The organism is Salinirubellus salinus, assembly GCF_025231485.1.
In the GTDB taxonomy this organism is placed as follows: Archaea; Halobacteriota; Halobacteria; order Halobacteriales; family Haloarculaceae; genus Salinirubellus; species Salinirubellus salinus.
Window position 1 is genome coordinate 2,454,630 of record NZ_CP104003.1, and the last position, 22,413, is coordinate 2,477,042.

At 69.3% G+C, this 22,413-nt stretch carries 19 protein-coding genes; 3 read left to right on the forward strand and 16 right to left on the reverse strand.

Annotation, left to right across the window (positions count from 1 at the left end; translation table 11 throughout):
• Positions 1-12: 12 nt before the first annotated feature.
• From N0B31_RS13125 to N0B31_RS13185, 13 genes are all read right to left on the reverse strand, one after another.
• Positions 13-630, reverse strand: a complete 618-nt coding sequence (locus tag N0B31_RS13125; protein WP_368389184.1) for a uracil-DNA glycosylase — start codon at positions 628-630, stop codon at positions 13-15.
• A 61-nt stretch (positions 631-691) separates the two neighbouring features.
• Positions 692-1,309 (reverse strand): NUDIX hydrolase, encoded by a 618-nt coding sequence (locus N0B31_RS13130; RefSeq protein ID WP_368389185.1) that lies wholly within the window; start codon positions 1,307-1,309, stop codon positions 692-694.
• 164 nt (positions 1,310-1,473) lie between these two features.
• Positions 1,474-2,925 (reverse strand): NCS2 family permease, encoded by a 1,452-nt coding sequence (locus N0B31_RS13135; RefSeq protein ID WP_260592082.1) that lies wholly within the window; start codon positions 2,923-2,925, stop codon positions 1,474-1,476.
• A gap of 84 nt (positions 2,926-3,009) precedes the next feature.
• A complete protein-coding gene (locus tag N0B31_RS13140) occupies positions 3,010-3,720 on the reverse strand; it encodes a phosphoribosyltransferase family protein (protein ID WP_260592083.1) in 711 nt (236 codons plus the stop codon).
• 81 nt (positions 3,721-3,801) lie between these two features.
• The gene (pyrE, locus tag N0B31_RS13145) at positions 3,802-4,356 is read right to left on the reverse strand and encodes an orotate phosphoribosyltransferase (protein WP_260592084.1); all 555 of its coding nucleotides are present in this window, start codon (positions 4,354-4,356) and stop codon (positions 3,802-3,804) included.
• Between the two features lie 75 nt (positions 4,357-4,431).
• Positions 4,432-5,790: an outer membrane protein assembly factor BamB family protein gene (locus tag N0B31_RS13150; protein ID WP_260592085.1), complete on the reverse strand. Its 1,359-nt coding sequence runs from the start codon at positions 5,788-5,790 to the stop codon at positions 4,432-4,434.
• A gap of 58 nt (positions 5,791-5,848) precedes the next feature.
• On the reverse strand, positions 5,849-6,412 hold the full coding sequence (locus N0B31_RS13155; protein ID WP_260592086.1) for a magnesium transporter: 564 nt from the start codon (positions 6,410-6,412) through the stop codon (positions 5,849-5,851).
• Positions 6,413-6,994, reverse strand: a complete 582-nt coding sequence (locus tag N0B31_RS13160; RefSeq protein WP_260592087.1) for a magnesium transporter — start codon at positions 6,992-6,994, stop codon at positions 6,413-6,415.
• 100 nt (positions 6,995-7,094) lie between these two features.
• A complete protein-coding gene (locus N0B31_RS13165) occupies positions 7,095-9,278 on the reverse strand; it encodes an amino acid permease (RefSeq protein WP_260592088.1) in 2,184 nt (727 codons plus the stop codon).
• 31 nt (positions 9,279-9,309) lie between these two features.
• Positions 9,310-10,017 (reverse strand): hypothetical protein, encoded by a 708-nt coding sequence (locus N0B31_RS13170; protein ID WP_260592089.1) that lies wholly within the window; start codon positions 10,015-10,017, stop codon positions 9,310-9,312.
• Between the two features lie 250 nt (positions 10,018-10,267).
• The gene (locus N0B31_RS13175; RefSeq protein WP_260592090.1) at positions 10,268-11,137 is read right to left on the reverse strand and encodes a universal stress protein; all 870 of its coding nucleotides are present in this window, start codon (positions 11,135-11,137) and stop codon (positions 10,268-10,270) included.
• 72 nt (positions 11,138-11,209) lie between these two features.
• A complete protein-coding gene (locus N0B31_RS13180; protein ID WP_260592091.1) occupies positions 11,210-12,598 on the reverse strand; it encodes a hemolysin family protein in 1,389 nt (462 codons plus the stop codon).
• A gap of 202 nt (positions 12,599-12,800) precedes the next feature.
• Positions 12,801-14,201 (reverse strand): signal recognition particle protein Srp54, encoded by a 1,401-nt coding sequence (locus N0B31_RS13185; protein WP_260592092.1) that lies wholly within the window; start codon positions 14,199-14,201, stop codon positions 12,801-12,803.
• 164 nt (positions 14,202-14,365) lie between these two features.
• On the opposite strand from N0B31_RS13185, the gene N0B31_RS13190 reads away from it, so the two are divergent.
• Together N0B31_RS13190 and acnA are read left to right on the forward strand one after the other, a co-directional pair.
• Positions 14,366-14,941 (forward strand): rhomboid family intramembrane serine protease, encoded by a 576-nt coding sequence (locus tag N0B31_RS13190; protein WP_260592093.1) that lies wholly within the window; start codon positions 14,366-14,368, stop codon positions 14,939-14,941.
• Positions 14,942-15,095: 154 nt separating this feature from the next.
• Positions 15,096-17,873 (forward strand): aconitate hydratase AcnA, encoded by a 2,778-nt coding sequence (gene acnA, locus N0B31_RS13195; protein WP_260592094.1) that lies wholly within the window; start codon positions 15,096-15,098, stop codon positions 17,871-17,873.
• A gap of 12 nt (positions 17,874-17,885) precedes the next feature.
• Here acnA and N0B31_RS13200 read toward each other — a convergent pair whose 3' ends face one another.
• Entirely contained in the window at positions 17,886-18,620 is a 735-nt protein-coding gene (locus N0B31_RS13200; protein ID WP_260592095.1) for a TraB/GumN family protein, read from the reverse strand.
• A 194-nt stretch (positions 18,621-18,814) separates the two neighbouring features.
• Positions 18,815-19,051 (reverse strand): DUF8593 domain-containing protein, encoded by a 237-nt coding sequence (locus N0B31_RS13205; protein ID WP_260592096.1) that lies wholly within the window; start codon positions 19,049-19,051, stop codon positions 18,815-18,817.
• 217 nt (positions 19,052-19,268) lie between these two features.
• Here N0B31_RS13205 and N0B31_RS13210 point away from each other — a divergent pair, with 217 nt between their 5' ends.
• Entirely contained in the window at positions 19,269-21,416 is a 2,148-nt protein-coding gene (locus N0B31_RS13210) for a S9 family peptidase (protein WP_260592097.1), read from the forward strand.
• Positions 21,417-21,599: 183 nt separating this feature from the next.
• Here N0B31_RS13210 and N0B31_RS13215 read toward each other — a convergent pair whose 3' ends face one another.
• Entirely contained in the window at positions 21,600-22,136 is a 537-nt protein-coding gene (locus tag N0B31_RS13215) for a DUF4188 domain-containing protein (RefSeq protein ID WP_260592098.1), read from the reverse strand.
• Between the last annotated feature and the right edge of the window lie 277 nt (positions 22,137-22,413).

Sequence of the window (22,413 nt, forward strand, 5' to 3'; positions counted from 1 at the left end):
ACGGGGACCGACTCAGAACTCGCCGAGTCGCGACTGCCCCCCACCGCCATCGTCCGCGTCTAGCCCGGCGAGCGCGACGGCTTCGTCCAGCGCCGCCGCGAACGTCTCCTTCTGGCCCGGGTCGTACAGCGTCGCCGCCGGGTGGACCGAGACGAGGACGCGCCGCGAGCGCCCCCCGACGCGGGCGTCGTGGACGGTGCCGGCCTCCTTCGTCACCGCGAGAGACCGCCCGAGCAGGTGCTCGCCGGGCACCTTCCCCAGCGTCACGATCAGTTCCGGGTCGACGAGTTCCACCTCCCGGTCGAGGTACTCACGGCAGTTCTCCCGCTCCTCGACGTGCGGGTCCCGGTTCTCCGGCGGCCGACAGCGCACGCAGTTCGTGATGCGCACGTCCTGCCGGGCGAGTCCACGGTCGCGGAGCGCCGCGGTCAGCACGTCGCCCGACCGGCCGACGAACGGTTCACCCTCGCGGTCCTCCTGCTCGCCCGGTGCCTCGCCGACGAACAGCAGGGCGGCGTCCGCGTCGCCCACACCGTTCACGATACGGCTCCGCGAGGCACAGAGTTCCGGACAGCGCTCGCAGGCGGTCACCTCGAGGCCGTCCATCGTCCCGTCGACTGCATCGGTCATACTCGACGTTCACGCGAGAGCGATATGAAAGGGGTGTTCGGCCGGCTGCCGCCGTGGGCGCTCAGTCCCGCTCTCCCCACTGCTCTTCCTCGTCCATCAGTGGGTGGTACGGCATCCCGCCCGGAGGGTCCCACTCGGTGACGATGGAGAGGAACCGGGCGAGGATGAACCCCGTCAGCCCCCAGACGACGCAGCCGTCGACGCGGAAGAACGGGAGCCCGACGGTCCGACCATCGGGGTTGGTCCGCTCCTCCACCGAGTAGTTCGACGGGTCTGTCAGCCCACGGACGGGCAGGGCGACCACCTCGACCACCTCGTACTCGTCGGGGTGGTAGGTCCGGTCGGCGACGCGGGCGACGAACGGCCGGACGACGTGGCCGTACGGGCCGGGCACGTCGTCCAGTCGCGCCAGTACCTCGGCCTCCTCGGGGCGCAGGCCGACCTCCTCGTTGGCCTCGCGGAGCGCCGTCGCCTCGAGGTCGGTGTCGAAGGGCTCGTAGCCGCCGCCGGGGAACGCCATCTCGCCGGCGTGGGCCTCGAGGTCGGCCGAGCGCTCGGTGAACAGGACGTGCGGCTCCGAGCGCTCGAGGACGGGGACGAGGACGGCCGCCCAGTCGCCGTCCTCGCGTTCGATGTCGAGCGGCCGGTGGTCGGCGAGTCGAGCGAGGTCCAGTTGCACGGTCGGTGTGAGGGGTGTGGGCTTGTATCGGTTTCGAGTGCGAGGAATCGAGCGAGCGAAGCGAGCGAGATTCCTCGAAGTGGCGAGCGGGAGGAAGCGAACGGAGTGAGCGACGACACGCGAGCAGCGGTCACGACGACCGAGAGCGAGCGATTCGAATCCGCTCAGCCGGCGACGCCGGCGAGGACGCCGCCGGTCCGGACGAAGAAGTAGACGACGAACAGGCCGGCGAGCACCCACTGCCCGGCGGACACCTCGTCGGCCCGGCCCATCGCGGCCTTCACGACGGGGTACGAGACGATGCCGGCGGCGATACCGTACGCGATGGAGAACGTGAACGGCATGATGAAGATGGTGAGCGCGGCCGGGATGGCGTACGCGAGGTCGTCCCACGCGATCTCGGCCACGTTCGAGAGCATGATGATGCCGACGACGACCAGCACGAGGTGGGAGGCGTACGTCGGGACCGCCGCGGCCAGCGGGACGACGGCGAGCGACGCGAGGAACAGCAGCCCCACGACGAGCGCCGTCATGCCGGTTCGGCCACCCTCCTCGACGCCGGTCGCGGACTCGATGTACGTCGTGACCGTCGAGGTTCCGAGCATCCCGCCCACGGTGGTGCCGACGGCGTCGGCCATCAGCGGCTTGTCCATGTCGGGGAGGTTGCCGTCCTCGTCGAGGAAGCCGGCGGCCTGCGAGACGCCCGTCAGGGTCCCCGCGGTGTCGAAGAAGTCGACGAAGAAGAACGTGAACACGATGAGCGCGAAACTGAACGGTTCGACCCGGGAGAGGCCGTCGACGAAGGCGCCCGCGAGCGGCGTGACGTCGTAGCTCGACGCCTCGTAGACGATGGGGGCGTCGGGCGCGAGGACGACGCTCGCCTTCAGCGAGGCGCCGGACTGCTGGGCCGCCTCGACGGCCGCCTGTCCCGAGTAGCCGAGTGCGCTCGCCGCGTAGCCCGCGATGGACGTCAGGATGACGCCGATGACGATGGCCCCCCGCACCCCGCGGGCGTAGAGCGCCAGCGTGACGAACAGGCCGACGACCGACAGCACCGCGATGGGGTCGGCGGTGAGGACGGGACTGAACGCGACGAACGTCGCCGGGTCGCCGGCGACGACCCGCATCTCTATCAGCCCGATGATGGCGAGGAACAGCCCGATACCGGCTCCGACGGCGAGTTTGACCGGTTCGGGGAACAGCCTGATGATGGCCTCGCGGGCCCCGACGGCGGTCAGCGCGATGAAGACGATACCCTCGACGACGACGGCGGCGAGCGCCGTCTGCCACGGGATGCCCAGCCCGAGGACGACCGTGAACGCGAAGAAGGCGTTGAGGCCGAGTCCCGGTGCCTGTCCGAACGGTCGGTTCGCGTACAGCGCCATCACGAGCGTGGCGACGGCCGCCGAGATGAGCGTGACGACGGCGATCATCTGGAAGATGCGGTTCGGCCCGATACCCTCGATGGTGATGGCGTTCGCGAGGATGGCCGGGTTGACGACGACGATGTAGCTCATCGTCAGGAACGTCGTGAGGCCGGCCAGCATCTCGGTCCGGAGGTCGGTGCCGTGTTCGTCGAAGCCGAAGTAGTCGGCGACTGTCTCACTGATCCCCATGTTGCACGTCTGAGCACAGCGGACAGCTACGGTTTAAATATTTACTTCTTCTACCGGAGACAGAATTCACGTTCGTGGATAGAATCAGACCGAGGCGAGCGCACCGACGGGGGCGTCGACCCGGTCGCGGACCCGGTCAAGGCCCTCCTCGCCCGCGGCGAAGAGCGCGAACACGCCGCAGACGGAGGTGCCCGCCTGCCCCGCGACGTCGAGGAGGAGTTCCTGCGTCTCGCCCGAGCGGATGAGGTCGTCGACGACGAGGACCCGGTCCCCGGCCTCAAGTGCGCTCGCCGGGAGGTAGTAGGCCAGTTCGATGCCGGAGTCGAGGCGCGCTCGGGCCTCGAAGAACTCCTCGACGGCGGTCTCGCGGGTCTTCTTCGCGTAGGCGACGCGCGCGCCGAACTGTCCCGCCATCTCGGTGGCGAGCGTGATGCCGTCCGTCGCGGCCGTCAGGACCACCTCCGGCGGTTCGAACCCGAGGGTCTCACGGGCGACGGGCGGGACGAGCCCGAGCAGCGACGGGTCCGACACGACGGCCGTGTTGTCGACGTACCCCTCGCTGTCGGTCCGGATGCGGCGTTCGAGCTCCGACACGAGGAGGTCACGCCCGACACCGTCGACCACCGCCCGCGCCCGGTCGGCGCCGGGGAGCACGTGGCCGTTGACGTACCGGTTCAGGTCGTTCGCGGCGAGACCCGTCTCGGCCGCGAGCTCGTCGTAGGTCCGGGTCCGTTTCAGCGTCCGTAGCACCGCGACGGCGCGCAACTGGAGGGCGGCCTTCTCCGATCTGTTCATATCGGCGACACGTCCTGCACGCAAATGGCTATTCCGATGCTCGGTCAGAGAGAAACAACCACGAACGTGGATAGGACCGGCTCAGGCGTCCGGGTCGACGTCCGCGTCCGCCAGCAGGTCCGAGGCGGTGACGAGCGACTGGAGTTCCACGTCGGCCGCCGCGAGGTTCTCGCGGGCACCCTCCTCGCGGTCCACGACGACGAGGACGCGGTTCACGACGGCACCGGCCTCGCGGAGTGCCTCGACGGCCGAGAGTGCGGAGCCGCCGGTGGTGGCGATGTCCTCGAGGACGACGACCTCCTCGCCCTCGTCGAACCGCCCCTCGATGCGGTTGCCGGTGCCGTACTCCTTGGCCGACTTGCGGACGATGACGTACTCGTTGCCGCCGACCATGCTCGTCGCGGCGACGAGCGGCACCGCACCGAGCGCGACGCCCGCGAGTTTCGCGTCACCTACGCGCTCGGCGAACGCCTCCGCGATGGCCCGCAGACACGTCGGGTCCGTCTCGAACAGGTACTTGTCGACGTAGTACTGGGAGGTGCCCCCCGAGGAGAGTTCGAACTCGCCGAACTGCACGGCGTCCGCGTCGCGGAGCGCGGCCACGAGCGCCGCCGTCCCGTCGTCGGTGTCGGTCATGGCTCGGGGTGAGTCACGCCGGGTCGTAAGTGGTACGATGCGCCGTCGTTCGGCGCCTCGACCGACGCCGACGGGTCAGGCGCCCAGCGCGACGACGTACCCCGACTCCGTGCCGACGTACGCCCGGAGCCCGTCGATGGCCGGGCGACTCGGGTGGGTCGCGAAGGTGTGTGCCCACCGCTCGGTACCGTCGGGCGCGAGACCGCGGAGCGTCGACCGGTCCCCGCCGGTCCGCCCGCGGACGACCACGCCCGCGTCACTCGGGAGGGCGCTCCAGACGTGGCCGGCGACGGACTCGCGCCAGCGGGCCTCGCCGGTCGCCGCGTCGACGGCGTGGAGTTCCCCGCCGGCCGGGAGGTAGACCGTCCCGTCGTGGACGCGAGGGGCCTCGCGCGCCGCGCTGGCCGCCGTGTAGCGCCAGCGCTCCGTCCCGTCGGCCGGGTCGAGCGCGAACAGCGAGCCGTCGTACTCGGTGACGTAGACGGTCCCGTCCGCTTCGACGGCCCCGGTGGCGACGAAGCGGTCGACGTCCGCGGCGTACGCCCACCGCTCCTCGCCGGTCCGGGCGTCCACCGCGACCAGCGGGTAATCGCCGTCCTCGGTCTCGGTCTGCCGGTCGAGGTAGAGTGTGTCGCCGTACACCGCGAGCCGACCGGGGGTGCCGAGGTCGGTCGCCCAGCGCTCGGCGCCGTCGGCGGTGTCGAACGCGACCAGCCGCTGGTCGCCGTAGTCGACGTAGAGCGTCCCGTCGTGGACCGTCCCGTCGAGAGCGTCGCCGGCGTCGCGCGACCAGCGGTCGTCCCCGTCCGGGCCGACGGCGAACAGCGACTCCCCCGAGACGCCGATGGCGTCGTCGTGGGTGCCGACGAAGACGGTGCCGTCGGCGTGCCCGAGTATCGAGAGGAACCGGGAGCGCGACCCGGTCGTCCAGACCCGGTCGCCGTCGTCGACCCGGACGACGCGGGTGTCGACGCCGGTGTAGCCGTTCGACCACCCCGTGACGACGTGGGGGGCGCCGTCGACGACCACCGGTGCGGACTGCATCGCAGCCGGCGACTCGTAGCGCCAGCGCTCGCTCCCGTTGCCCGGGTCGAGCGCGAACAGCGACTGGCTCTCGTCCGGGCCGACGGGGTCGTCGCGAGGGGGCGTCCCCCGGGCGTTGGTGCCGCCCGCGGCGTAGAGCGTCCCGTCGGCGACGGTCGGCGGGTGCCGGGCCGGTCCGCCGAGCGGGACGGCCCAGCGGACCGCCGCGCCGCTCGGGGCGTCGCCGGGGGGAGTGCCGGTCGGCGACCCCGGTGGGTCGGTCGGTGCGTCGCTCGGCGGGGCCGTGGGGGTGGGCGACCCGCTCCCGGAGCGGTCGGTACAGCCAGCGAGCGCGGCGAGGCCGGTCGCACCCGCCGCACCGAGCGCGTGGAGGAGGGCACGTCGGTCCATACCCGTCGCTGGCGGCGAGACGGGCATAAGCCTCCTGTAGGCACAAGTCGGCGTTTGACTACGCCGGGACCAGCACCTGCACGACGAGGAAGAGGACGACGACTCCCAGCACGTCACAGGTGTTCGTGACGACCGGGATGACGACGTCGTCGGGGTCCAGCCCGAAGCGGTAGGCGAGGTACGTGGCGAGGACGGTGACGACGACCGCGAGGACGGCCAGCACCGCCCCGGACGTGACCGACACCGCCAGCACCGTCCCGAACGCGAGCCGTGTCTCACCCGCGAGCGCGGTCAGCGCCCACGCGCCGCCGCCGACGAACGGGAAGACGGTGAGCGCCATCGCCACCGTCGCCAGCGCGTTCCCCGCGAGGTGCTCGTCGTCGGGCGCGAAGGAGAGCGTCCCGAGGTGGAACGCCGTCGAGAGCCGTGCCGCGAGGACACTCCCGAGGTTCCCCGCGGTCCCGATGGTGACGGGGACGAGGACGAGCAGGGAGGGGTACCGCAGCAGCGTCGCCTCGAACGAGCCGAGGACGAGGCCGCTCCCGATCTCGACGAGCGTCAGGGCGAGCAGGACGGGAAGGGTCGCCCGCGTGATGGCTCGGACGGTCCACTCCGTCGGCATCTAGCCGCCACCCCCGAGTCCGAGGACGATGCGAACGGCGAGGACGAGGAACGCGAGGCCGAACACGTCGCCCGCGGTGGTGACGATGGGGCCGACGAGGGTGTCCGGGTCGCGCCCGCGGCGGTAGCCCGCGAACACGAGGACGACGACGACCGTCGAGAGCGTCACGCCCGAGAACAGGCCGGCGACGAGGGCGACGCCGAGCAGCGTCGGGTAGGGGGCGGGGTCGCGAGCGAGGAGCGTGAGCACGAGGAACGCGACGGTGGCGGCGAACGCCGAGGCGAGCAGGCCGTTGCCGATGGCGGCCGCGACGGCCCCGCGGAGGCGCTCGTCGCCCCACTCGACACGGGGTTCGACCAGCCCCTGGTGGAGGCCGGTGGCGATGCGCGCGCCGAGCGAGCCGTAGACGTTCCCCCGCGTCGCCAGCAGCGCGGGGATGAGGACGAGCAGTCCGGGGACCGCGCGGAGTTCGCCACGCATCCCCCCGAGGACGAGGCCCGCGAGGAGGCCGCCGAACACGCTCGCCGCGAGGGCCGGCAACCCCTCGCGGTAGGCACGGACGGCGGCGTCGCGGACCGACATGGGGTGACGTGGAGGGGGAGGTGGGAAAAAGGGGGCGGTGCGGGCGACACGACCGTCGACGGCGCCGACGGCGATTCCGGGCGCGAGCGCGCCGACGCGCTCACGACCCGCGTATCAGGGCGACGTTGCCCAGGACGTCCCCCACGACGCGTTCCGTGACGGTCCCGAAGGGTATCCGGGACCCCTCGGGTCGTCCCGAGAGCCCGACACAGACGGTGTCGTACTCGCCGGTCGCCTCGACGACCGCCTGCCCGACGTCGTCGGCCACGACGACCTGTGTGTCGTACTCGTCGGGGTCGAGTCCCGCCGCCTCGGCAGCGTCGGTCACGACCGCCCGACCCCGCGTCTCGGCGTCCGAGTCGCTCCCCGCACCGGAGGACTGGACGTTCAGCAGGGTCGGCACGGTCCCGTCGACGGCCGCGAACTCGACCGCCTGGTGTGCGACGACCGGTCCGTTCGGTCCCGGCGCGACGAGGGCCACCGGCGTCCCGACGGTCTCGTCTCTGAGGTCGACGAGCGAGACGTCACAGCGGGCCTCCCGGACCACCGTGTCGACCGCCGAGCCGAAGACGTGCCCGTCGTGCTCGAGCGTCCCGTCCCAGCCGAGGATGACCTCGTCGGCCGCCTCCTCCTCGAGCACCTCGAGGAGGGCCTCGCCGACGTCCGGGGCGACCACCGCCCTGGTCCGGAGGGTGACGTTCATCCCGGCCGCGATGTCGTGGGCGTTCTCGAGGAGGTCTCGCTGGTGGTCCGCACGGTCCGCCTCGAGGTTCTGGAGCGGCGACGGGTGAGCGACCGGTGTGACGTTGACCGCGACGAGTTCGGGCGTCCCCCGGTCGGCGTTGGCGGTCGCGCTCGCCGCCGCGAGCCGGAGCAGCCCGTGCTGTGTCGCCGGGTTCGCCACCGGGACGACCACGCGGAACGGCTCGGTCGGTTCCCCGCGGATCGCCTCACGCAGGAGCCCCTCGCTCACGACGCGCCCCCGGGTGTAGGCGGCGTACCAGAGGACCCCGAAGCCGACGATGGCCGACCCGATGACGACGACGACGGTCGCCATCTGCGAGACGACCACGAGCGACAGCACCACGCCGAGGATCGGGACGGCCGGGTAGAGGGGTCGTGGGAGCGCGAACGATGGGTCGTAGCCGTCCGGGTCGGCTCGCCGGAAGACGACGAGCGAGACGTGGACGAGCGAGTACGCGACGAGGAAACTGAAGCTCGCTGCCTCCGCGAGTAATGCGATGATTGTCTCCACCTCGAGCCCGACGAGGATGAGCAGTGCCGTCACGCCGCCGGTGGCCGCGATGGCACGGTGGGGCGTGTAGTACCGGGGGTGGCTCACGTTGAACCAGTCGGTGACGACCCCGTCTCGCCCCATGGCGTAGATGACCCGCGAGGCGGCGAGGATGGAGGAGTTCGAACTCGAGATGGCGGCGATGATGGCGGCGAAGACGATGGCGACGACGCCCGCCGGGCCGAGGTAGACGATGGCCACGTCCGAGACGGGGATGGGGGAGTCGCCGAGCGACTCGAAGGGGATGACCCCCGTGCTGACGAGCATGACGAGGACGTAGAGGATGGTCACCAACACCACCGAGAGGATCATCGAGAGCGGGATGATCCGGCTGGGGTTCTTGATCTCGCCCGCGACGGTGGCGATGATCTCGAAGCCGAGGAAGGAGATGAAGACGATGCCGGTCGTGGCGACGATACCGCCGGCGCCGAAGGGGGCGAACGGCTCGAGGTTCCCCGTATCGATGAAGAAGAGACCGACGGCGACGAAGACGAGGATGATGGCCGTCTCGGTCCCGATGGTGACGTTCTGGAAGGCGCTCGACTCCTCGGTCCCGTAGTAGTTGACCCCGAGGAGCAGAACCAGCCCCACGAGTCCGAGCCCGACGACGAAGCCCCGCCCGTCGAGGAACGGGATGGGCTCGACGAGGTACTGGCCGAAGCCGATCATGTAGAAGGCGCTCGCGAACATCAGCCCGGTCCACATCCCCCAGCCGACGACGGCCCCGAAGAGCCCGCCGAGCGCGCGGTTGACGTAGTGGTAGCTCCCACCCGCGATGGGCATCCCGGTCGCGAGTTCGGAGAGCGAGAGCGCCGCGAGCAGCGCGACGAAGCCGGCGATGGCGTAGGAGATGGCGCTCGCGGGACCGGCGCTCTCGGCGGCGATGCCCGGGAGGATGAATATCCCCGCGCCGATCATGGTCCCGCCACCGAGGGTCATCGCCTCGACGAAGCCGAGCGTTCGCTCGAGTTCGCCCCCGTCGGCGCTCATCCGTCCGTCCCCCCGTGCTCGATCCGGTGGGTCATTCGACGTCCCTCACGATGAGCGCCGGGCCGTCGAGGGCATCGACGATGCCCGAGAGCACGTCCCCGATGATGCGCTCCCGGAGCGACGGGTCGGTCTCGCCGAGGACGACGAGGTCGTACTCCCGGCCCAGTTCGACGATGTCCGTCTGCGGGTCACCCCCCTCTCCGAGCCGCCAGTCGATCCGGTCGCGGTCGACCCCGTACTCGACCAGTCGGTCGACGGCACCCATCAGGAGGAGTTCTCCCTGACTCGGGTCGGTGTCCTCCGGAACGGAGTTGAACAGGGTGGCTGTCTCGTCGCCCGCCAACAGCAGGTCGGCGACGACCCCGAGGATACGGTCGAGGTTCACGTCCCCCCGGAGCGGAACGAGGATGCGGTCGACGGTCGTCGCACGGCCGGCCGTCAGCACCGCGTTGCAATCGTACTCGTCGGCGATCCGGTCGATGGTGGCCTCGCGGTCGTGAGTGAACACGAGCACCTCGTCGTGAGTGGCGTGCCCCGCGGCGACCGCGTCCAGCCGCTCGGCGGCCGTGGAGCCGTGCTGGTCCCTGACCAGTGCCGGTTCGGCCTGGTCCGGGACCGGGAAGTACCCGAGGAGTACCACCTCGACGGCGCCGAGGTGGTCGAGGACGTCGAGCGGGGGGAGCTCGGCCTCCGAGACGTCGACCGGGACGAGGATGGTCAGGTCACCGAGACGGGTCATGTTGGCACACATCTGCCCCGACCGGGTATAATGGTTCCCGGAGGGAGGGGGCCACGACACCGGGGGGGAGTGGTCGGTGCAGTGGTGGCTCGGGCCGTCGGACGCCGGAGTCGACGGTCGTGCGCTCTAGTCCGGCCGGACCTGCCGCCCGCGAGTCACCCTGTCGTCGACCTCGAGGACATCGTGGCGGCGGTCGCGGACCGGGGAGGCTATCGGCGAGCCCGGCGAACGTCGGCCGGACAGACGAGGGTCACCTCGGCTTCGCGACGGTCACGACGGGAACCGGTGCGGAGCGGACGGTCTTCTCGGCGACGCTCCCGAGCAGGATGCGGTCCGTCCCACGTCTCCCCGTCGTCCCCATCCCGACGGCGTGGACGTCGTTCGCCTCGATACAGTCGAGGATCACGCTCGCTGGGCGTCCGTGTTCGACGTGCTGGACGACGTCCGTGACCCCGTGCGTCTCGGCGGCCGAGACGACGCTCTCGACGGCCTCGGTCGCGGCCTGCTCGCTCTCCTTCCCGGCTATCGTCGAGCGGATGTCCGGCCCCAGCGCGGAGTCGTCCACGACCGAGAGGACGTGGACGGTGGCGTCGAGTGCCGCCGCGAACTCGAGGACGTGGTCGGCGGCGTGTGTCGCGGCGGCGCTGCCGTCGGTCGGGACGAGCACGTTCTCGTAGGGGAAGGTGAGCGTCTCGTCTGGCTGCATCCTGACCGAGAGGACGGGCACAGAGGAGAGCCGGACGACCTTCTCGGAGACGCTCCCGGCGAGATACCGGGAGAGGCCTTCGCGCCCGTGGGTCGGCATCACGATCAGGTCCTGGTCGTACGCCTCGGCGTACTCGACGATGGTGGGGGCGGGATTGCCCTGGAGGACGTCGGTCCGGTGCGAGACGCCAAGCGTCTCCAGCGTCTTGGCGGCTTCCTCGACGATGTCCCGTCCCTCGCGTTCGAGGACGTCGACGGTCTGTCCGTCGACGACCGTGACGCTGTCCCGGTTCGTGTCCGCCACGTAGAGCACCCGGATGGTCGCGTCGGCCCAGTGGGCGAGCTCGGCGGCGTGGTGGAGCACTGCGGCGGCGCCGTCGCTGCCGTCGAACGGGAGGAGTACGTTGTCGTACATGGAGCGAGTACGCGAGACTAGGTCACCCACGCGTCTAATGGTTTTCACCGGCGACCGCCCGGTCACCGGCGGTCACTCGGAATCGTCCTTCTCGACCGACGAGCCCTCCTCGATGGTGCGGTCGACCTCTCGGTCGACGGTCACCCGCACCTTCTGGATGCGGGTGTCCTCCACCTGTTCGGCCCGCAGCGTCACGTTCTCGTACTCGAACGTCTCGCCCTGCTCGACGAGGCGGCCGGCACGGTTGAAGATGAAACCGGCGATGGTCTCGAACTCCTCGCCCTCCGGGAGGTCAATGCCGAGGGCCTCGTTGACCTCGTCGATGTTGACCTCCCCACGGGCCAGCACCTCCGTGTCGTCGACGAAATCCAGCGGGTGTTCCTCCCCGCCCACCAGTATCTCGCCGACGATCTCCTCGAGGACGTCCTCCATCGTGATGAGACCCTCCGTGGCGCCGAACTCGTCGATGACGATCACCATGTGGAGCCGATTCTCGCGCATCTCCGAGAGGAGTTCGTCGACGTTCTTCGACTCGGGGACGTGGAGTGGCGGCGTGACCACGTCGCGCACCCGGAGGTCGGTCGCACCGTCGTAGTCCACCCCCTCCAGATTCCGGATGTCGAACACGCCGATCACGTCGTCCAGCGACCCCTCGTAGGCCGGCAGCCGGGCGTGGCCCGACTGGATACACTGCTCGACCGCCTCCTGCACGGTCGCGTCCCCGGAGACGGCCGCCATGTCGAGCCGTGGCGTCATCACCTCCTTGGCGGAGGCGTCGGTGAACCGCAGGGCGCGCTGGAGCATCTGACGTTCCTCCTCGTCGAGGACGCCCTCGCGCTCCCCCGTCTTGATGATGTTCCGGATCTCGTCACGGGTGACGTACGTCGACTCGATGGACGGGTTCCCGCCGGTGACCCGGTTCACGAGGCCCGTCAGATAGTAGAACAGGGTGATGAGCGGCCACAGTACCTTCTCGACCACTTTCAGCCCCCGGGCGACACGCCGGGCGTGCACCTCGGTGTTCTCGACGGCGTAGGACTTCGGCGCGCTCTCGCCGAATATCAGCACCATCGACGTGATGCCGAGCGACGAGACGACGACGGCCGTGCCAGCGTCGAAGTAGAAGCCGACGATGGTCGTCGAGACGGAGGACATCGTGATGTTGACCATGTTGTTCCCCACGAGGATGGTCACGAGCAGGCGGTGGGGGTCTTCCTTGAGCGACTTGACCGCCCGTGCGCCGCGCAACCCCTGCTCGACCATCGCGTCGATCTGGTGCGCCGGCAGAGAGAACATCGCGATCTCCGACGACGAGAAGAATCCAGACCCCACGAGGAGCAGCAAGATCAGCACGACGCCGATAGCGGTGACTGTCGTCTGCCCCAGTTCGACACCGACGATGGGCACGGTGTACTGTAGGAGACCGGCCGTAGATGCTGCTGTGAGCGGGGATGGCCACATAGTACCACCCAGCACCCGAACGGAAAAGTAACTCCTGATAGCGGGGTCCCGAGTTCACGAACCGGGGTCACACGAACGTGTATCGCGTAACTGCTTGGACGTCTGGCTGACCGATCTTGGCTGACCGGCTCGTGCCCGCGACACGGCACGGCCGCGACGAACTAGCACCGCCATCGTGGGACGGACGGGTCGACCGAGGGCGTCACCCGAACGGGCCGCCACCGCCACCCATGCCGCCCATCCCGCCACCGCCGCCGCCCTGCTGTTGCATCTGCTTCATCATCCGCTGCATGTCCGAGTCGCCCATCCCCTGGAACTGCTTCATCATCCGGGACATCATCTTGTGCTGTTCCAGCAGTTCACGGACTGTCTCCTCCGGTTTCCCGGAGCCACGCGAGATACGCTCGATGCGCGTCTTCCCGATGGATCGCGGGTTCTCCAGCTCCTCCTCGCTCATCGAGTCCATGATGACCTTGAACGACTGCATCCGCTCCTGCGTGACGTCCATCGCGTCGTCCGGCAGCTGGTCCATCAGGCCGCCGCCGAGGCCGGGGATCATATCGAGCACCTGGCTCAGCGGCCCCATCTTGTTCATCGCGTCCATCTGCCGGCGCATGTCCTTCAGGGTGAACTCACCCTTCATCATGTCCTCGGGGTCCCAGTCCTCGTCCTCGGCCTCCTGCTCGGACATGGCCCGCTCGACGCGCTCGGCGAGCTGTTTCAGGTCACCCATCCCGAGCAGTCGGGAGATGAAGCCGTTGGGCTCGAACCGCTCGATGTCCGCGACCTCCTCACCGGTCCCGAGGAACGCGATGGTGGAGTCGGTCTGGTCGACCGCGGCGAGCGCCCCACCACCCTTCGCGGTACCGTCCAGTTTGGTGATGACGACGCCGTCGATGCCGACCGCGTCACCGAACGCCTTCGCCTGGTCCTTCGCGCCCTGCCCGATGGCGGCGTCCAGCACCAGCAGATTGCGGTCCGGGGCGACCAGTTCCTCGATGGACTTCAGCTCCTCGATGAGCGTCTCGTTCAGCCCCGAGCGACCCGAGGTGTCCACGATGCGGATGTCGGCGTCCGCGGTCTCCTCGAGCCCCTTGCGGGCGATCTCGACGGGGTCCTCCTCGTCCGGGTCGCCGTAGAAGTCGACCTCGGCCCGCTCACACATCTGCTTGGCCTGGTCGTACGCACCCGGCCGGAACGTGTCGGTCTGGATGACCGCCGGACGGAGGCCCTTCTTCGAGAACCACCACGCCATCTTCGCCGCCGTCGTGGTCTTACCGGACCCCTGCAGCCCGGCGAGCAGGATGGTCTGCGACTCGAGGGGGAGGTCCGTGGACTCGCCGACGAGCGCGACGAGTTCCTCGTAGACGATGCGGAGGACGTGGTCGCGCGCGGAGGTGCCGCCCGGCGGCTCCTCGTTCAGCGCCCGCTCCTCGATGGACGAGGAGAGCTCCTGCACCAGTGCGATGTCGACGTCGGCCTGGATGAGCGAACGCTGGATCTCCTTGACGATCTCCGCGACGTCCTCCTCACTGAGGCGTGACTTCCCCCGGAGTTTGTCGAGGGAACCGCGAAGAGAACTCCCGAGATTGTCGAGTACCATTTGCTCGGGCTACGCGGTGGGGACGGTAAACGCTTTTCCGTCGACTTCAGTGGCGCCCCACCTACCCGAACCGTGGAAAGTGCCGTTCGTTTTGTAGAAACACACCCGTGGCTCGTAGAGTTCCCCGTGAGATATTTAGCCGTAATAAGTAAACAGGTTGAACAGTGACGATTGACGACGTTCCGGGGGTCACTTTCGCGCTCGCGGTGGGGATGGGGGCAATCCATATGGCCTCGCCAGCTATCACGCCTCTGTCTTACACCGCCCTCGCGCCGTGGATGCACGCGGGGGTCGACCACTTGTTGAACAACCTCCTCGTGTTCACTCTACTCGGTGCGTGGGTCGAGAGGCGTTTGGGTTGGGCCAAGTTTCTCTTCGTCAGCATGGTGATGGCGTATCTTGCTCTCTACCTTCCAATCGTGTTCGGATACGGTGAGCTATCGAGAGGAGCAAGCGGTCTGACGATGGCTCTGACGGGGTATGCAATTCTGGCCTTGCTCGTCACTTTTACCGAGCAGCTCGAAACCTTGGATGTCGGGACAGGAGAGGGGCTCTTCTCTTTTGGAATTTTGCTCGTCTTAGTGTACTTGACGGTAGATGCGTGGCAGACTGTCCAGCGATTCGTGGGAGTCGAACCGCGACCCGACGGTGTGGCTGTGTCAGCACACTTGACTGGGCTCGTTCTAGGAATGGTGTGGTTCGGCTGGCGGATGGTTCGGTACGGCCTGACCGACGCCTGAGGGTCATAAGCACCCGAACTACACCCTGTATTTGTCAGGGTTGCAGACATAGTCCAGCTACTAGGTCTCTATAATCACGACGAGATTGGCCAGAACATCCAGCGAGGCGGGAACCGCCGACACCTTTCAATACCCCCACACGCTATCCCCATCAATGTCCGAAGACCCGTTCGGTGCCATCCGCGAGTTCGAGCACGACGGCACCACACACAAGATGGCGGACCTCACGGCCCTCGAGGACGCTGGGCTCTGTGAGCTGGACCGCCTCCCCGTCAGCATCCGCGTCCTCCTCGAGGCCGTCCTCCGGAACGTGGACGGCGACATCATCACCGAGGAGGACGTGCGCAACGTCGCCTCGTGGGAACCGGACGTGCCGGACGTCGAACTGCCGTTCAAGCCCTCGCGCGTGGTCCTGCAGGACCTCACCGGGGTCCCCGCCGTGGTCGACCTCGCGGCGCTCCGCTCGGCAGTCGACCGGAAGGGCAAGGACCCGAGCCTCGTCGAACCGGAGGTCCCGATCGACCTCGTCATCGACCACTCCGTACAGGTCGACTACTTCGGGAGCGAGGACGCCTACGAGAAGAACGTCGAGATGGAGTACGAGCGCAACGGCGAGCGCTACCGCGCGCTCAAGTGGGCCCAGCAGGCGTTCGAGAGGTTCAGCGTCGTCCCGCCGGGGACCGGCATCGTCCACCAGGTGAACCTCGAACACCTCGGGCGCGTGGTCCACGAGCGCGAGCACGACGACGGGAGCTGGCTCTACCCCGACACCCTCGTCGGGACGGACAGCCACACGCCGATGATCGGCGGCATCGGCGTCGTCGGCTGGGGCGTCGGCGGCATCGAGGCCGAGGCCGCGATGCTCGGTCAGCCCATCACGATGAAGCTCCCCGAGGTCGTCGGCGTGCGACTGGAGGGTGAACTCCCCGAAGGGGCGACCGCGACGGACCTCGTGCTGCACGTCACCGAGAAGCTCCGACAGGTCGGCGTCGTCGACCGGTTCGTCGAGTTCTACGGGCCGGGCGTGGCGAACCTCACGGTTCCGGACCGGGCGACGCTGGCGAACATGGCGCCCGAGCAGGGCTCGACCATCAGCGCGTTCCCGGTCGACGAGGCGACGCTGGACTACCTCGAACTCACGGGTCGCGAGTCCGAGCACGTCGAACTCGTCCGCGAGTATCTCGACGCGCAGGGGCTGTTCGGCGAGCAGGAGCCCGAGTACACCGAGACGGTCGAGATGGACCTCTCGACGGTCGAACCGAGTCTCGCCGGGCCGAAGCGCCCGCAGGACCGGGTCCGGATGGGCAACATGAAGACCCACTTCCGGCAGCTGGTCCACGGCGAACTCGAACACCTGCTGGACGACGTGGACGAGGAGGCGCTCACCCGCTGGCTGGGCGAGAGCGACCCGCAGTACGAACTGGAGACGCCGGACCTCGCCGAGCTCGACGTGGGCGAGCTGAACAAGCGCGTGACCGTGACGATGGAGGACGGCACGACCACGGAGATCGGCCACGGGAGCGTCGTCGTCTCGGCCATCACCTCCTGTACGAACACCTCGAACCCCTCGGTGATGCTCGCGGCCGCGATGGTCGCCAAGGAGGCCGTCGAACGCGGGCTGGAGGTCCCGCCGTACGTCAAGACCAGCCTCGCGCCCGGCTCCCGCGTCGTCACGGAGTACCTCGAGGAGTCCGGGCTACTGCCCTACCTCGAAGAGTTGGGCTACGACGTGGTCGGCTACGGCTGTACGACCTGCATCGGCAACGCCGGCCCGCTGCCCGGCCCAATCGAGGAGGCCATCGACGAACACGGTCTCTGGACGACGAGCGTGCTCTCGGGCAACCGGAACTTCGAGGCGCGCATCCACCCGAAGGTTCGGGCGAACTACCTCGCCTCGCCGCCGCTCGTGGTGGCCTACGGGCTGGCCGGCCGGATGGACATCGACCTCGAACACGACCCGCTGGGCCACGACGAGGACGGCGAGCCGGTCTACCTCGCCGACCTCTGGCCCGACAGCGACGACGTCGCCCGTGCCATCCACGACAACGTCTCGCCGGAGATGTTCCGGGAGAAGTACGCCTCCGTCTTCGAGGGCGACGAGCGCTGGGCCGCGCTGGACGCCCCCACTGGCGACGTCTACGACTGGGACGAGGAGTCCACCTACATCCGCGAACCGCCGTTCTTCAAGGACTTCCCGGAGGAGGAACCCGGCGTCTCGGACGTCGAGGACGCGCGCTGTCTCATGACGCTCGGTGACACCGTCACCACCGACCACATCAGCCCCGCCGGGCCGTTCTCCTCGGATCTGCCCGCCGGCCAGTGGCTGATGGAGCAGGGCGTCGAACCCCACGAGTTCAACACCTACGGCTCGCGCCGCGGCAACCACGAGGTGATGATGCGTGGCACCTTCGCCAACGTCCGCATCGAGAACCAGATGCTCGAGGGCGTGGAGGGTGGCTACACCGTCCACCACCCGACGGGCGAGGAGACCACCGTGTTCGAGGCGAGCGAGCGCTACCGCGACGCGGACACCCCGCTCGTCGTCATGGCGGGCGTGGAGTTCGGGACCGGCTCCTCGCGCGACTGGGCGGCGAAGGGCACCGACCTGCTCGGCATCCGCGCCACCATCGCCGAGAGCTACGAGCGCATCTACCGCGACAACCTCGTCGGGATGGGCGTCCTGCCCCTCCAGTTCGCCGAGGGTGACGGCTGGGAGTCGCTCGGCCTCGACGGCACCGAGACGTTCAGCATCGAGGGGCTGGACGACGGCCTCTCGGTGATGGAGGAACTGTCGGTGACGGCCGAGAAGGACGACGGGAGCACGGTCGAGTTCCCCGTCACCGCACAGGTCGGCACGCCCGCCGCGGTGCGCTACGTGGAGAACGGCGGCATCCTCCACCTCGTGCTCCGGCGGCTGCTCCAGCAGCACTGAGCGGTTCGGCCCCTACGTCTCTGTCAGCCGCTCGGCCAGCGGGTCGAGGTGGCCGTGGCCGACGACAGCGACCACGTCACCCGCCCCCCGGAGCGCCGCGAGCCGCTCGGCCATGTGCGCCTCGCGGGTCTCGTCGCGGAATCGGACCGCACGCGGCGGCGTGAGCACGGCCAGCACGGAGTGCGTGCGTTCGATGTGCTCGCGCTCGTCGGCCGCCTGCCGTGCCGGGTCGTCCGGGACGTCGCCGTAGGGCACGGGCGTGTCCACCTCGACACGGAGCGAGGTGAGCGTGGCGAGCGTGGCGGCCGCACGGCAGGCGAGCGCGGTCCGGCCGACGGCGACGACGCCGCGGGCCACCTGCCGGACCGTACCGAGCGAGGCGCGCTCCCCGAGCATCGTCCGTGCGAGCCTCCCGAGGAACCCGAGCGACGGGCCGTCGATACCCACGACGCGGTCGGTGCCCGCGGCCTGTACGGCGGCACTCATCTCCCCACCGAACACGGGCGGCGAACGCTCGTCGGCGGCGTACTGCTCGTACAGCGGCACCGCGAGCGGCGGCACCTCGAGAGCGAGGACGTCCGGGTCGGCGTCGGCGACGACCTGCGCGGCCCGGTAGACGCTCGCGGGGTGGTCGTGGACGACGCCGACGAGCGTCACCGTCCCGTCGGTGCTGGCGAGTCGGCGGACGTGCTCGCCCGTCGCGCGGGGGTCCAGCGGGTGTTCGTCCGTGCGGTCTCCGTCCGTCATCGGGTGGGGGCGGGAGTGGGGGTGGGTCGCGGCGCAGACACTGCTCGGCTACACCGAGTGAGGGACGGAACGAGACGCTAGCGTCGGAGTCAGAAACTGACCGTCGCGTGGCCGAGCGCACGGCGGCCGTGGGTGTCGACACCGGCGTCGAAAATGGTGTGTCGCAGGCGGTGCCACGGGACACCGGGCCGGCGTCAGTACTTCAGTCGTATCTCGTCGTCCGTTATCGAGTCGACCTGGTGTTGCTCGATGGCGTAGTCGTCCGCGTCCATCGCGTCCCAGCCGAGCCGGGACATGATCTTCTCGGCGATGTTCGGGTCGGAGTCGATGTACGCCTTGCCGGCCGTCTCGTCCACGTTCGTGACCATCCCGACCGTCTCGCCGTCCTTGTTCACGACACGTTTGCCCTGTTCGTCTGCTGTTATCTTCATGGGATCACCGCACCCGTGCGTGGCCGCTCTGCGGCTTCGTTACTCGGCGTGTAGTCCCTCCACGACCGGTGACGGTGCCGGTAGCGAGACGTTACTCGGACCACAGTGGCGACGCCCAGCCGGCCGTGGGGGGTGGACGGCCCCCCGCCGCGGTCCGGCCGACGGCGGCCCCTTCCGCCACCCGTAGGTTGAGGGTTCCGAGGGCCGGTCCTCGGGTATGCCAGACTCGGCGGCCGACGCGACGACGGTAGCGGCCAAGGACTTCCGCGACGTCGTCCAGGTGAGCGACCCGCGGCTCTCGCCCGACGGGAGCGAGGTGGCGTTCGTCAGGACCGTGCCCGAGGACGACGAGTCGTACACGGCGACGGTGTACGTGGTTCCTACCGACGGCGAAGGTGGGCCACGCCGGTTCACCGCGACCGAGGGCACCGACGCGCACCCGCGCTACTCACCGGGCGGCGAACTGCTCGCGTTCACGAGCGCCCGCGGCGAGGCCGAGATACCCCAGCTGTGGCTCGTCCCGACCGACGGCGGCGAGGCCGAGCAGGTGACGAACGTCCCGGGTGGCGTCGACGCCTTCGAGTGGTCGCCCGACGGCGAGCGCATCCTGTTCACCCAGTCGGTCACCGCCGATGAACGTGAGGCAGGGGCCGACCTCCACACCGACGAGGAGTACGAGCGGGAGGACCCGGACCCCCGCGTGGTAGACCGGCTGGTCTACCGGCAGTTCCAGCAGTACGCCGACGGGAGACGGAGCCACGTGTATCTGTACGACGTCGAGTTCGGCGAGGGCACCGACCACGCTGGCGACGCCGTCGAGCGCATCACCGAGGGTGACGCGGACTTCGTCTCGCCGACGTGGGGAGCCCCCGACACCGTCTACTACGCCGTCCAGCGCGTGCCCGAGCCCGACGACAGCCGCCGGTTCGAGGTGGACTCGTTCGACGTCGAGACGTACGCCCGCGAGACGCTGTTCGAGGTGACCGACTACCTCCCCACCCTCGCGGCCACCGCCGACGGCCGGGTCGCGTTCACCCGCCGGGAGGAGGACCGCGCCTCGATGCGACAGGCCGACGTGGGGTGCTACGCCGACGGCGAGACGCGCCTGCTGACCGAGCAGTTCGACCGGACCGTCGCGGCGCTCGTCCCGCCCGGCCTGACGTGGGTCGACGACGACTCGGCGGTCAGGTTCGTCGCCTCGAACGAGGGGAGCGTCGGCGTCTGGGCGGCCAGCACCGACGGCGAGGTCGCGCCCGTCGTGGACCACGGCACCACCTCCTCGTTCCACGCCACCGACCACGGCACTGCGTTCGCCCGCAGCGAACCCGACCACCCCGGCGACGTGTTCTTCCTCCCGGCCGGTGCGGACGAGCCGCGCCGACTCACCGAGGTGAACGCCGACTACCTCGCCGAGCGCGACATCGGCCAACTGGATGAGGTCCGGTTCGAGAGCGGTGCGGCCCACGACGCCCAGCGGACCACCACCGACGGCGACCCCGTCGACGACGAGGTGCAGGGGTGGGTCGTGACGCCGCCGGGGTACGACCCCGACGGAGACCGCGAGTACCCCCTGCTCGTGCAGGTCCACGGCGGCCCGCACGTCATGTACACCCCGAGCATCGCGTTCCACGAGTTCCGGACGCTCGCCGCGGCGGGCTACGTCGTCTTCTGGTGCAACCCGCGTGGCTCGACGGGCTACGGCGAGGCGTTCGCGGAGGCCATCGAACGCGACTGGGGGAAGGTCACCATGGCGGACGTGGAGGCCGGCGTCGAGCACGTCACCGAGGCGTACGCCGTCGACCCCGACGAGCAGTTCCTCACCGGCGGGTCGTTCGGCGGCTTCATAACCGGGTGGCTGGTCGGGCACACGGACCGCTATCGCGCCGCGGTCGCCCAGCGTGGGGTCTACGACCTCTCGTCGTTCTACGGGTCGACGGACGCATTCTCACTCGTGGAGGGTGACTTCGACACGACACCCTGGGAGTCCCCGGCGTTCCTCTGGGAGCAGTCGCCGGTGGCCCACGTCGCGGACATCGACACCCCGACGCTCGTGATGCACGCCGAGGAGGACTACCGGGTGCCCGTCAACAACGGCGAGATGTTCTACCTGTTCCTCCGCAAGCAAGGCGTGGACACCCGTCTCGTGCGCTACCCGCGGGAGGGCCACGAACTCTCGCGCTCCGGCGAGCCAGCGCACGTCGTCGACCGCATCGAGCGCATCCGCCGGTGGATGGACGGCTACAGCGAGTACACGGACGTGCCGCGGGCGCTCGACCGGGGAGACGACGAGGGGCTGGAGGTGGGGGGAGAGGGGGATGACGAAGCCGACCAGTCGGGAGACGTGGCGGAAGACGGAAGGGCGTGAACCGACGACGGACGACCGGAGACGGCGAGTGCGGGCACTCGACCCGAAACGAGGGTGCGCGTGGCGGACGGCCGACGCTACGAGCCAGTAGCAGCGCGTGGGGTCGGGCGTGGGTCTCGACGAGGCGACGAACGCGGAACCCGACGGTCCGTTCTCGACGAGCGGCGGAGTGGGGGGTCGGAGCTACTCCGGGGCCACCGGGTCACCCCGGGCCTCCGCTCCGTCGAGGTGTGCATCCCCCCCGTCGGTCCACCCGAGTCTGCCCGCGGCCGTCCGCCGACGTTCGGTCGCGGGATAGAACTCGCCGACCTTCCCCAGGCCGGTCGGTGGCATGTTGTTGTACACCGTCTCGTACTCCCCCTCTCGGACCAGGTACGTCTCGTGCCAGATACCGACCGCGTCGGTCTGCTCCATGAGCCGGTTCGTCCACCCGACGGCGGAGGCGTGTTGCCCGTCCGCGTCGAGTGCGTACGCCCGCAGGTCCTCGAACGACCGCCAGTACTGGACGACCTCGTGGTTCCGGATACCGAGCTTCACGTCGTACCCGAGCAGTCCACGCCCCGGGTCGTCCTCGAGTTCGTCGAGCATCTCCGGCATCGCTCCGAGCATGGGGAGCCACCGATGGACCTTCCAGAGCGTGTTGATCCGCATCCCGATCCGGAACACGACGAACCCCTCGTCCACCTCGGCTGTCACCTTCTCGGTCTTGATTGCGGTCATACGAACCCCTCAGCGTCGGGGGCTCGACCGTCGCTGTGCACCGCGATACATCGGTCTGTCGTCCGGAACTGGTTCCAGTTCCATCACGGCTATCGATTCGGCCCGTTGGATGATTAGAGTATCCGGTAGGCTATTCGCACGCTGTGGGAGCCTCCCACGGCGTGGGCGCGGCGGCGGTAGCGGCGTTCGTCTCGATGGGGATGCCGGCCGAGGCCGGAACGGTCTGGAACAGGCCAGAACAGGCCTGAGCGGTCGCCCTGCGCCACCGACACAACAC